Annotated in this window: 11 protein-coding genes; 4 read left to right on the top strand and 7 right to left on the bottom strand. The window is 43.0% G+C overall.

Features of this window, described 5'->3' with window-relative positions:
• Positions 1–85: 85 nt before the first annotated feature.
• Positions 86–1,642 (bottom strand): lysine--tRNA ligase, encoded by a 1,557-nt coding sequence (gene lysS / locus AAC006_RS01970; RefSeq protein WP_208804316.1) that lies wholly within the window; start codon positions 1,640–1,642, stop codon positions 86–88.
• A 25-nt stretch (positions 1,643–1,667) separates the two neighbouring features.
• Positions 1,668–2,766, bottom strand: a protein-coding gene (prfB, locus tag AAC006_RS01975) for a peptide chain release factor 2 (RefSeq protein WP_126871927.1) whose coding sequence is annotated in 2 segments (ribosomal slippage) — positions 1,668–2,690 and positions 2,692–2,766 — 1,098 coding nt in all. Because the reading frame shifts where the segments join, the coding sequence is not laid out codon by codon here.
• Between the two features lie 508 nt (positions 2,767–3,274).
• On the opposite strand from prfB, the gene AAC006_RS01980 reads away from it, so the two are divergent.
• Positions 3,275–3,832 (top strand): sigma-70 family RNA polymerase sigma factor, encoded by a 558-nt coding sequence (locus AAC006_RS01980; protein ID WP_208804314.1) that lies wholly within the window; start codon positions 3,275–3,277, stop codon positions 3,830–3,832.
• A complete protein-coding gene (locus AAC006_RS01985) occupies positions 3,822–4,169 on the top strand; it encodes a DUF6768 family protein (protein ID WP_013785005.1) in 348 nt (115 codons plus the stop codon). The genes AAC006_RS01980 and AAC006_RS01985 overlap by 11 nt, the downstream gene beginning before the upstream one ends.
• A 90-nt stretch (positions 4,170–4,259) precedes the next feature.
• On the opposite strand, the gene AAC006_RS01990 is transcribed toward AAC006_RS01985, so the two are convergent.
• From AAC006_RS01990 to AAC006_RS02005, 4 genes are all read right to left on the bottom strand, one after another.
• Complete coding sequence (locus AAC006_RS01990) at positions 4,260–4,697, bottom strand: DUF2177 family protein (protein WP_013785006.1); 438 nt, start codon at positions 4,695–4,697, stop codon at positions 4,260–4,262.
• 93 nt (positions 4,698–4,790) lie between these two features.
• A complete protein-coding gene (locus AAC006_RS01995) occupies positions 4,791–5,417 on the bottom strand; it encodes a DUF6515 family protein (protein ID WP_013785007.1) in 627 nt (208 codons plus the stop codon).
• A gap of 127 nt (positions 5,418–5,544) precedes the next feature.
• Positions 5,545–6,165, bottom strand: a complete 621-nt coding sequence (locus tag AAC006_RS02000) for an HD domain-containing protein (RefSeq protein WP_013785008.1) — start codon at positions 6,163–6,165, stop codon at positions 5,545–5,547.
• Between the two features lie 3 nt (positions 6,166–6,168).
• Positions 6,169–7,377 (bottom strand): TauD/TfdA family dioxygenase, encoded by a 1,209-nt coding sequence (locus tag AAC006_RS02005; protein ID WP_013785009.1) that lies wholly within the window; start codon positions 7,375–7,377, stop codon positions 6,169–6,171.
• 96 nt (positions 7,378–7,473) lie between these two features.
• Here AAC006_RS02005 and AAC006_RS02010 point away from each other — a divergent pair, with 96 nt between their 5' ends.
• The gene (locus AAC006_RS02010) at positions 7,474–8,382 is read left to right on the top strand and encodes a LysR family transcriptional regulator (protein ID WP_126871928.1); all 909 of its coding nucleotides are present in this window, start codon (positions 7,474–7,476) and stop codon (positions 8,380–8,382) included.
• A 73-nt stretch (positions 8,383–8,455) separates the two neighbouring features.
• Here AAC006_RS02010 and AAC006_RS02015 read toward each other — a convergent pair whose 3' ends face one another.
• Positions 8,456–9,037, bottom strand: coding sequence for an NAD(P)H-dependent oxidoreductase (locus AAC006_RS02015; RefSeq protein ID WP_126871929.1), 582 nt, complete (start codon positions 9,035–9,037; stop codon positions 8,456–8,458).
• Positions 9,038–9,385: 348 nt separating this feature from the next.
• On the opposite strand from AAC006_RS02015, the gene AAC006_RS02020 reads away from it, so the two are divergent.
• Positions 9,386–12,574 carry an EAL domain-containing protein gene (locus AAC006_RS02020; protein WP_126871930.1) on the top strand — a complete coding sequence of 1,063 codons (3,189 nt, stop codon included), beginning with the start codon at positions 9,386–9,388 and terminating at the stop codon, positions 12,572–12,574.
• The last annotated feature ends 19 nt before the right edge of the window (positions 12,575–12,593 follow it).

Here is a 12,593-nt window from a genome sequence, read left to right on the forward strand (position 1 = left end):
GTAAGCTGTTTTTATAATTTATAACGCAGTATTTTATAACGCTACTTTATATAAAGTAACTAACGCATAACGTTATTTGCGCAGCTTATTCTTCTTCGGCGCCTTTCGACACTTCAGGTTTCATATGCGGGAATAAAATCACGTCTTTAATCGTTGGGCTGTCAGTAAATAACATTGCCAAACGGTCAATACCAATACCTTCACCGGCCGTAGGCGGCAAACCATACTCTAACGCACGAATATAATCTTCGTCGTAGTGCATCGCTTCATCATCACCTGCATCTTTCTCTTCAACTTGTTTAGAGAAACGCTTAGCTTGATCTTCAGAGTCATTTAACTCGCTGAAACCGTTTGCTAGCTCACGGCCGCCAACGAAGAATTCAAACCTGTCGGTAATGAATGGGTTTTCATCGTTACGACGAGCAAGTGGCGATACTTCCCACGGATATTCGGTAATAAACGTTGGCTGTTCAAGTTTCTCTTCCGCAGTGGCTTCGAAGATTTCACATAAGTATTTACCAGCACCCCAAATACCATCAACTTCAGGCTCTTTAATATGCAACTGTTTCGCCATGGCTTTAAGTGCATCAAGGTTCGCTTCTGGGTCGCGAATAGCGGCTTCATTAGCTTCTGGCCAGTATTTCAAAATGGCGTTGCCCATGCTTAAGCGCTCAAACGGCTTACCAAAGTCATACTGTACTTCTGAAACCACGTTTCCGTCGGTATCTTTAGTGGTGTTAGTAATAACACTAGAACCTAAAATATCTTCGGCAAGAGTACGCAACATGTCTTCTGTTAGGTTCATCAGGTCGTTGAAATCAGCATAGGCCTGATAAAATTCCAACATGGTGAACTCTGGGTTATGACGTGTTGAAAGCCCTTCGTTACGGAAGTTACGGTTAATTTCGAACACGCGCTCGAAACCACCTACTACCAAACGCTTCAAGTAAAGCTCTGGGGCAATACGCAAGTACATATCAATGTCTAACGCATTATGGTGTGTAACAAACGGCTTCGCAGTTGCACCACCTGGGATCACCTGCAGCATAGGCGTTTCTACTTCAAGGAAGTCGCGCTGAGTAAGGTAGTTACGAATACCATTTACAATCTTACTTCTGATCATAAAGGTTTTGCGCGTTTGTTCGCTGGTAATAAGGTCAACGTAACGCTGACGATATTTGGTTTCTTGGTCGCTTAGGCCATGGAACTTTTCTGGTAGAGGGCGCAGCGCTTTTGTTAGCAATGCATACTTTTCCGTGTTCACATATAAGTCGCCTTTACCCGACTTATGCAAAACACCAGCAACACCAATAATGTCACCAATATCTAACGCACCGTACTGCGCTTTAAGGGCTTTTTGGGTGTCTTTGTCTGCGTAAGCTTGAATGCGACCAGTCATGTCTTGAAGCAACATAAACGGGCCACGCTTAGCCATAATACGGCCAGCAATGCTTACTTTGTTACCCTGCTCTTGCAAGGTTTCTTTATCTAATTCACCGAACTTGCCTTGAAGTTCGTCAGCATAGTTTTCACGACGGAAGCTGTTTGGGAAGCCATTTGCACGGCACTGCTCACGAATTGCGCTTAGTTTTGCTCGGCGCTCAGCAATTAATTTGTTTTCGTCGGTTTGTTGGTCAGTCATAACCTATTCACTTTCGTTGTTCGGATTACAGCCCTGATTTAAGGCTGGCTTCGATAAATTTATCCAGGCCACCATCTAGCACGGCCTGAGTGTTGCGTGTTTCCACGCCTGTACGCAAATCTTTAATGCGAGAGTCGTCTAGTACGTATGAACGAATTTGACTTCCCCACCCGATATCTGACTTGCTGTCTTCCATCGCTTGTTTCTCGGCGTTTTGCTTTTGAAGCTCATACTCGTAGAGTTTAGCTTTCAGCTGCTTCATCGCCTGATCTTTGTTTTTATGCTGCGAGCGGTCGTTTTGGCACTGCACTACAATACCTGTAGGTTCATGGGTAATACGCACCGCGGAATCTGTTCTGTTTACGTGTTGACCACCCGCGCCAGATGCGCGGTAAGTATCAATACGTAAATCTGAAGGGTCTATATCAATATCGATATCGTCATCCACTTCAGGGTAAACAAACGCTGATGAAAATGACGTATGACGGCGGTTACCTGAGTCAAATGGTGACTTACGCACTAAGCGATGCACACCCGTTTCGGTACGTAACCAACCAAAAGCGTACTCACCCGCAATACGCAAGGTAGCACTTTTAATACCCGCTACGTCGCCATCAGACACTTCAATAAGTTCGGTCTTAAAGCCGTGGGCTTCACCCCAACGAAGGTACATGCGAAGGAGCATATTCGCCCAGTCTTGCGCTTCTGTACCGCCAGAGCCAGATTGAATATCAATATAACAATCGTTGGCATCGTTAGGCTGGGAAAACATACGGCGAAACTCAAGCTTTTCAAGTTGCTCCAGCAGGCCTTCTAGTTCTTTGTTGGCCTCATCGAAAGTTTCTTCATCTTCTGCTTCGACGGCGAGTTCAAGCAAACCTTCAACGTCTTCGGTGCCCTGCTCAAGGTTGTGAATCGTTTCTACAACCAGCTCTAAGGCCACCTTTTCTTTGCCTAACGCTTGTGCGCGTTCCGGCTCGTTCCAAACCTCGGAGCTTTCAAGCTCTCGGTTAACTTCTTCTAAGCGCTCTGACTTCGCATCAAAGTCAAAGATACCCCCTAAGCGCGTCGGTGCGCTCGCGGATATCTTTTATCGCATTGGTAACGGGGTTTACTTCAAACATAGTCCGCTTATCAACTGTAAAATAAGACCGCGGATAGTACCGAATTTGGACGAAATTTGATAGGGGCTTTGAGAAATAAAACAGTCGCCTGAACAGGTTTATTTAGCGACTTGGTAAGAATTTCATTAACCCGATAATGGGTGTCATATCTAAAAAAACAAATTCCAGAGTCCTATAAGATGAAGAGCATGGTTAGGACAAAGGCAAAATCTAGAATAAAAAGTTAAAAGTGTACGAACCTAGTGAGTGTATTTGTCGTCTTTAATAATTAATACACACTGTTATAGTGACATCGAATGAAACTGTGCTGCCATACTAACAACAAAATCAATACTTATCGTTACAATAATAGCCCCAAAAGCCGCGCCAAGATTAGTAACAGTATTAGTAAGAAAACGGCTACCATACGACATGGACTCTGTACTTTTTCAAGTGATGTATTACGTGCCCTACTGGATTTTTTGAGGGCCTTATTGAAAGGACTTATTGAATTAATTTTGCGGTATTTATGAGCAAATCTACAGCGTTAACTTTAGACATGATTAACCTGCTCGCACTGCAAGCAAAGCATGGTGATGACCATGCATTTAATATGCTCTACACGCACTTTTTCATACCTATGAAGCGCTTTGCGTTTGTGCGGGTTAACGACAATATGTTAGCCGAAGATCTTGTACAAAATGTGTGGTTAAAAATCAGTAAGAGAATTAAAACGCTTGACGATATCACCCTGTTTAGAAGCTGGTTATTCAAAGCACTGAAGTGGGAAATTTCTGACTCGGTGAAAAGCAGTAAAAATAAAATATTAGCAAATAGCGCTCATGAAGACGCTAGCGACTCTCAAGTAGCAGACCAAGCTTTGGACATGGGCCAGCTTATGCCAATACTAGCAGGCTTGCCTGCATCTGAAGCTGACGTAGTAGAGCTTCATTACTTAAATGGGCTTTCAGTTCAGGAAACCGCGCTTGCGCTGGATGTTCCAGAAGGAACCGTTAAATCACGGTTATCACGCGCAAGAGAAACGCTTCGCACTTCTATATACGAGGAATCTAACTATGAACTTTGAACAAAAGCTAAAACAAGATCTTAATAAGCAATCAGAAGAACTTGACTCATTAATGAGTGAAAACAAAAGTTTAGGCGGTTACCTTAAACTAGGTTTCAGTAGCAACATGGGCTGGATGATGAAAGCAGCTTACGGCTTAGGTGTACTATTTTCTATTGCTCTTTTTTACACTGGCTATCAGTTTTTTACGGTTCACCAGAATGAGCAAGTATTCTGGGGGGTATTATTAATACTGAGCTTTCAGGCACAAATTGCGACCAAACTATGGATTTACATGCAAACCAACAGAATGTATATCTCAAAAGAATTGCGCTTGCTTGCCGCGCGTAATTCATGAGTTAGTAGCCAGCAATGAACCTGCTCGCTACGCTTTTAAAATGTCGTAAACCCTCTTTTTAAAAGCTAACTATTTTTTCGAACGATCAGTTCAGATGCTGTCTGGCTTTCTCGCTTTTTGAAAACCTACCCAGCCAGCCATTGCGCTTGCGCTGGTTAAGAAGGTGCCCCACGCCCAATCCACCACGGTTATAAACAGCGTAAAGCCTTCAACAATACTGTAGTTGGTTAGGTTATAAGCACCATAACTGGCGAGCCCAAGCAGCGCTCCATCAATACCTGCGTAGTAAAGTGGTTTATCTCTGTTCGCCACTACGGCTAATACAAAGACGACAAAACCATACATTAAATAGAACACCACCCAAGGCCAGGTAATATAGTTTTCCCGCAGTAAGGTCGCCATTTCAGTGGTATACCAATCTCGGGCTATCCAACCTAGCCATAATGCATCTAACACACCAAAGCACAATAAAATAGCCAGTATCGACAGCAAAATACTGGAAGAAAACGTAATAATTTTTTGTAGCATGAACTCACGTTCCATTCATAAACAAGCGTAGTTTTTCAGTGTGTCATGTCTATGAATAAAATAGCAATATGAAAAATTGGTGCCCTCACAACCCTAGTTCAATCTTACCGCTAGATAGCTAACTTTCCCTTCAGATGATTGGGGAAGAAAATATAAACCACCGTACAAAAAGTATTGAGTGCCATGTACTTTTACTGGCTGCGCATCTTCGGGAAGGACATCATAGCGCTTGCCTGCTTCATACTCGTTGGTTTCTGCTCGCGGCCACTCAACAGGAGCCTTCACTACGATATACTCACCATCTATGCGCTTGTAGTACACCCCCTCTACGACATAGTAAGTTTCCCCATCGACAAAAATAGTATCAGGGTGGTCAGGCAGGGTGTGAATGATGACACCAGGGGGTGGAAGCACTACCGTAAAATCGCCCCCCATTTTGCGATAATACACACCATTTCTATATCGATAGTCTATGCCTCGATGGCGGATAAAGGCAGCGTCTTTAGGTAAGTGCTTCACCCTATGCCCCGGCTCATATCGCGGAGATGCAAGCACGGCGACAGCAACCCCTGCCGCAATGCCAGCGCCGATACTTAGTGCGGCATTTCCACCGTGAAAGCCGCCACGAGCACCACCTCCATGCAGCGGCACCGCACACGCGCTTAGCAAAGTGATTGAGCAAATAATGGGTATTAAGCGTAATTTCATAAGTAGTTTCATAAAGTATTACTCCCAACAAATTAAGAGTACGGCGACTATGCCGTGCACTTAGTTATATGGGGGTATAGACCAACACAAGAACAGAACCACTTATGCCTTTACCTAACATTTACAAGGCTTACACCATTTACTCACTCGTCCCCGACATAGCGATATCTACTGCACTTTTCCCCATGGTTTGTTCACCTACATACTGAGGATCGAAAGCCGTTCTAGAGAATATCTTTCTGACTAAGGGCTCAAAGTGTGAGAGTGGTTTAGTTGGGTAATCAGGGTCGAATGACGACTGATCCCACTTTTCACAAAAATCCACACAAGCTTGATACCAAGGGTGATCTTTTAAATAGTCGCGCTCATTCGGATCGCCCCCTAAAAAGTGGGCGTAGTACACGTTTTGAAATAACCCATGCTGGTTGATAATCCAAGTTACTTCGGGGCGTACGTAGGGGCGCAAAATTGAAGCCGCGTATTGTGAGTGATTGTGCGGCGCTAAGTCATCACCAAGATCATGGATAAGTGCCGCGACTATCATTTCCTCATCGGCACCATCGGCTTCAGCACGAGTTGCTGATTGTAGTGAGTGTCCAAGCCGTGAAACCTGATAACCCGATAAGGTGTTCTCTAAATTTTTAAGCGCTTCCAATATTCTATCGGGCAAGCCTTTCGCGTATTCATCTTCATGTTTGGTAAGAAACAAATACTCTTCTTTTGTTCCGTCTTTCATTTGGCGAAATTGAACAGTTTCCATTTCTTAACCTCTCATTTCTGCTGTTTCTGCTGTAGCTTTGCTATTAACTATTTTAAACTCACCGTTCGTATTTTCTGCTTCGAGTTCATCCTGGATGCGAATAGAGCTTTGCTTTCTTTTAAGCGCATTGTAACGGCCTTTCGGCGCATCAATATCAATATAAGCGCCTTGCAGGTGACGTCGCCCCTCGCTCGGGTCGAACCCGGTGCGCCCATGTAATACGCGGGTGTTGTGGAACATCTGCAATTGCCCCGGCTCTAATCTGAAGCGCCATTCGTATTCAGGCGAACATAACAACTGCCCCAAACGTTTACGGGCTCGATGAAATATAATCATGTCTTCATCTTGTAACAACGGCAAATAGTCCAAGCGAGGGCTGTATGCGATACCCGTAATTCTGCCACTAGGGTCAGACTCAATCATGGTACGTCTTTCTATCAAATCAACATCGTTGTCGTAATAACGGTAACGAACAGGTACCTTGCAAAGCAGGGCGAAACCTTCCGGATCTTCCTTTTTCAGCTGTTCTAAAACTGACAAGCTATCGACCAACGTCGACAATCCTTCGGTAGTCTGATTTTCTAAACAATGCAGAAGTTGAATACCCGGCATGGGGTTACGGTAAGGGTTGTCAGTATGCGGCCCTAACGGCACAGAGCGATAGGCAAGATCGTTCGAATTTGGACGGGTAAATACCTCGAAGTACTTACCAAAGTTAGTTTCCCTTACATGCCCAAATAAATTTGCTACTTCTAATACCGCGTCGGATTCAGTAGGCACGTTATCAACAATTAATACGCCGTAGGTTAAAAATATTTCTATTCCTTTAATTAAACCCTCTTGTGATTTCAATGTAGCTAAATCAATATGAAACAATGACTTGTCTACATCGCTTTTCCACGCTATATCGTTAGGCGCACCGTCCCAAACATCGAAGTCGGCAGCGAACTCATTCAAATCGTACTCACCTGAATACCCGTCACTAAACGTAAGGTTAGCTAGGGTATTGTGCTTCTTTTCTACCTTGGTCAGCGACACATTTTCATCTAGCTGATGTGGGTCAAAAAAGCGCTGTTTGGTGGTTTTATCAAGATTTTCAGAATCTTGGCAACGCTCTCGAAGCCACAATGCGGGTAAAGGATAGTGTTGTCCATTTACAATCGCTGACACGGAAGCATTCGCTTCGTTGATAACATAGTCTATTTGCTGCACGAGAATCTCCCTTAAAAATCAATAAGAGAAGTATCAAGTAATCGTGGTTTATATTACAGTAGCAAAGCCTTATAGCTAACATGCAAATTAGTAATAATGAAAGAATCTGAGTTACCTACCCTTAACGGCTTATTGTGTTTTGAAGCAACGGTAAGACATGGCTCTATGACATTAGCAGCGGAAGATCTTGGTATTACACAGCCATTGGTATCCCAAAGAATTCGCGCCCTGGAAGATGTGGTAGGTGGTATTTTAATTGACCGTAGTAAGAAACCCGTTACCCCTACCGTTGAAGGGCTTAAGTATTACAACGAGTTAAGAGGCTCTACATCATCTATTCTGCGTGCTACTGATAATGCTCGTAAAGATTTTCGCGATACAAAAACAAAGATATCTATTAGTGCCTATTTTGGCTTTGCGTTTCACTGGATAATGCCTAGGCTACAACGTTTACAACAAGCCTTTCCTGTTTATCTTTTTGAAATCCAACCCACGAATAGCTTAAGCGACCTCACCACTGCACATGCAGATATATTATTTCACTTCTCATCAAAAATTGGTAAATACCAGTTTGAAAAGATGTTAATTCCCGAAGTGGTTTTCCCGGTTTGCTCTCCGGATTTCGCTATTAATCATGGTTTAAAGGCCGGCCAAATGCTTAGTGACCTTAGAAACCTTCCTCTACTGCATAAAGATGTAGATGATTCTAGGTGGTTAAATTGGCAACGCTGGGCACAAGCGTTAAATGTGAAGCCTTCTTCTAGTCCAATTTTATTTCGTTACAACAATTACCCCCTTATTGTTGAAGCGGCAATTGGCGGGCATGGTCTCTGTTTAGGATGGGAAGGGTTAATAAACCCTTTTATAGAAGATGGTAAACTTGTTGAGTTAGGGCCGCGATTAAAATCTGAAACTCGGGGATATCAGATTTGTTCAGACCAATATGCTAACTTTGCAATAGGTAATGTGATCAAGTGGTTTATTAATGAAGTAGAGCAAGACTAAATTACAAAAGGCTAGATTGAGAAAAAATAGAGGCGACGATTTGTCGCCCCCTCGCCTGAGCACTAGCCCTACCTTATAGAACCTGTGCGGTCATTTTCATCGTTAATTCAGCGGTTTGTTTACCCAAGTTTTTAAGTTGTTTGATGGTTTTCTCGTCGGTTACTACGCCATTGTTATCCATTAAGGTATTCACTTTGGCTACAGCAAGTTGTGCTGGTAACACCGTAACGCCTATGTTTGCCAATAGCATGCGTAAAACCACTAATACTCTCATTCCGCCCAAACCGCCGGCAGATGCAGCCATAATCCCTGCCGTCTTGCCTTTAAAAGCCTGCATGGGTTTATCACCTTCTTCCATGCGAGTAGCCCAATCTATGGCATTTTTAAGTAGTGCAGGATAACTCGAATTGTACTCTGGAGAAGCAATTAAGAAACCATCATGTTCAGTTAACAGCTGCTTGAAGGCTCTTGCATTTTCTGGCACGCCAGACACTTTCTCTTCATCTTCATTAAACAGAGGCATTGGATAATCGGCTAGATTAACCACAGTTACTTTGGCGCCCGACTCCCGAGCTCCTTCAGCTGCAACCGTGAGTATCGCTTGATTAAAAGAGCCGTTCCGTGTGCTTCCAGCAAAAGCAAGTAGCTTCGTCATAATATAAATTCCTGTATTGGTGTCATTACAAATTTAACGTGCCGTTGCGGATACATTACTACATTATTGAACATAAAAATGCGAAGGGCGGGCCTATTAATTAAACGTTACTGTAAAATAGTTCCCTACTCTATTAGTAAACAAGTCGTGACGCATTCAATAAAATTTAGTTAAAGCAACACGTTAATCATAGTTAACGCTTTTATAGTATTATTACTATACTTACCCCAGTTGCCAGTGCGCTTGCAATACAACCAAAGATAACGCACGGTTTGCTATGTTTATACACTACGATAAATCTTACATTTTTCGTAGTCACCTTCGTAAAATGGATTTATAAAAAATTACATGGCGTATCTTTTTCAAACACTGCAGTCGAGAATAATTCTTCTCATCATTATGGTTGCCCTACCAGGGTTGATTGGTGTTTTTTACGACTCATACGTTGAAAGAGAGCGCGCTGTAGAAGCTGCCATAAGCCAATCGGTTAATACCGCCCAAGCCACTTCAAAATTCCAATCTGCGCTTATTGATAAAACACGTATTTTTCTGCAAAACCTTGCCAGCTTCGATGCGGTTAAAAATCCAAACTCCCAAGCATGCAGTGCATTTCTTGCCGATGTACTTAAGGTAAATAGTAACTATATTAACCTCGGCGTACCACGGGCAGATGGCGAACTACTGTGTAACGCCCACCCCATAAAAACCCCCGTAAATGTCTTCGATCGCGCTTACATTCAAGAGGCGCTAGCTACTCGTGAATTTTCGATAGGTGAATTTCAAATAGACCGAGCAACTAACCTTACCAGTGTGAATTTTGCCTATCCGGTAATGAACACTACAAACGATTCTGTGGTGGCGTTAGTGGTAGCGGTTATCTCACTAGAATGGTGGAGTGAAGCACTCTCTGAGTCCCATTTACCTGATAATACCGTGGCTTACATTACCGATAGCGAGAATAAAATTGTTGCCGCATATCCAACGAACAATAGCCTCTTAGGGACCCCATTAAACACCTCCAGCGCTGCAATAGATAGTTCCAATACTGCAACTAATTCCAGCGCCTTTGTTAGCAATGCCCCCTATCAACGGGTTTATGTAAAACGCCCATTATTTGAAGATGGCAAGCAAATCAATATCACGGTGGGCATTCCTCTTAAACAAACCCTTGAAGCCATTAATAAACGATTGATTAAAACGGCGGGAATTTTGACCGCGATAGTCATGCTACTTGTAGGTGTCTCAGTATGGGGGGTGCGAAGAAATGTACTGAAACCAATACGCACTTTACTTCAATCTACTAAAGCTCTTGCTGAGGGCAAAGAGGTAAGCGACGCGCCGATGCATGGTAGTGTTGAGTTGGTTAAACTACAGCAACGCTTCACTTCGATGGCAAAAACACGGCTTGAGGCAGAAAAACGACTCATCGATAGCCAAGCTTCCTTGCTGGAAAGTAAAAATATATTAGCAAGTCATATCGAAAATACGCCTTTAGGGTGCATAGCCTGGGATCCTCAGCTTATCTGTACCGATTGGAATAAATCGGCAGAATTTATTTTTGGCTATAAAAAAGAAGAAGCGATTGGTAAACATGCCTCGGAGCTCATTATCCCCCCTGAACTTCAAACGGAAATAGACAACGGATTCGCTCAACTGCTTAAGAAAAAGGCGCCAAAGCGAAAAATAAATAAAAACGTTACTAAACTACGTCACCCAATAATCTGCGAATGGTATAGCACTCCTATTCTTGACCTAGCTGGCAATGTGATAAGCGTAACCTCGTTAGTTCAGGACATAACTAAGAACAAGCATCTAGAAGAAAAACTAAAATTATCAGCAAGTGTGTTTTCTCACGCAAGAGAAGGCATATTCATCACAGATAGCGACGCCAATATTATAGATGTGAACGAAACCTTCGTTGATATAACAGGCTATGAGCGAAACGAAGTGTTAGGCAAAAAGCCCAATATGTTTAAATCTGGAAAGCAGTCTCCTGAGTTCTACCGTCACCTATGGGCATCTATTATAAGCAAAGGCTATTGGGCGGGAGAAATTTGGAATAAACGTAAAAATCATGAAGTTTACGCTCAACTTTTAACCATTAGCGCGGTTAATGATGATGAAGGTAATGTTAAGAATTACATCGCTATATTTAGCGATATTTCTGAAGCCAAAGAACAGCAATATAAATTAGAGCATATGGCGCATTATGACGTGTTAACTAATTTGCCTAACCGCTCATTGCTTGCTGAGAGACTAGATAAAACACTGGCCCAGTGTAAATCTGACAGGGGGTTTGTGGCAGTCGCCCTACTCGATTTAGATGGTTTCAAAGAAATAAATGATAACTTCGGCCATAGTGTAGGTGATGAACTACTTGTCATTTTGGCTCACCGCTTAAAAGGAACATTGCGAGAAACTGACACTATTTCACGCTTTGGAGGTGACGAGTTTGTTGCGGTATTGGCCAACCTAAAGCAAGTTCAAGATTTTGCTGCCATCGTTAAGAATATGCTCAGAGTCGCATCTGAACCGGTAAAAATTGGTGAGCATCAACTTAAAGTATCTGCCAGTATCGGGGTAACGCTTTACCCTGCAGACAACACCGATGCCGACCAGCTTATCCGCCACGCTGACCAAGCGATGTATGTGGCAAAACAGAAAGGTAAAAATTGCTATCACCTATTTGATATAGAGTCTGAGGACGCCATAAAAGCACGTCATGAAATACTCCAGAGTATAACAACAGCCTTACACAACAGAGAGTTCGTGCTTTACTATCAACCGAAAGTGAATATGCGCACTGGAGAAATTATTGGCGCAGAGGCCCTTATTCGTTGGAAACATCCTGTTGACGGCATACTTTCCCCTGCAGCTTTTTTACCTTTTATTGAAAATCACCAGCTCAGTATAGACATTGGTGAATGGGTTATCGAAGAATCATTGCAGCAATTTAGTCGCTGGAAGGAATTAGGGGTTCATATTCCCATTAGTGTGAATATTTCTGCGTTGCAGATTCAGCAAAGAAACTTTCCTATTCGCTTATCTCGTCTGTTGGCTAAAGTTCCCAATGTTCCCCCTGAAGCGTTTCAGTTAGAAGTATTAGAAACCAGTAAGCTAGGCGATATTAAAAAAGTCGCGGAAATTATGGATGATTGCGTAAAACTAGGGGTCACGTTTGCCATTGATGACTTTGGAACCGGTTATTCCTCTCTCACTTACTTAAGACGATTGCCGGCAAAGGTCATCAAGGTAGACCAAACCTTTGTGCGTGATATGTTAATCGATCCTGAAGATAGAACTATTGTAGTGGGGGTTATCGCCCTAGCCAAATCATTTAATCGCAGTGTTATTGCTGAAGGGGTGGAAACTATTGCCCATGGCACATCGTTATTAAATTTAGGCTGCGAGCTAGCACAAGGGTACGGTATAGCTCGGCCTATGCCCGCCACTGATATGCCTGAATGGATAGCACATTGGTCCACTAAAACCGAGTGGAAATCTCCTACACCACAGCTTCTCGACAACGAGGCATAAAAAAGCCGACACGAGTGTC

The organism is uncultured Alteromonas sp. (genome assembly GCF_963976965.1).
Lineage (GTDB): Bacteria > Pseudomonadota > Gammaproteobacteria > Enterobacterales > Alteromonadaceae > Alteromonas > Alteromonas naphthalenivorans.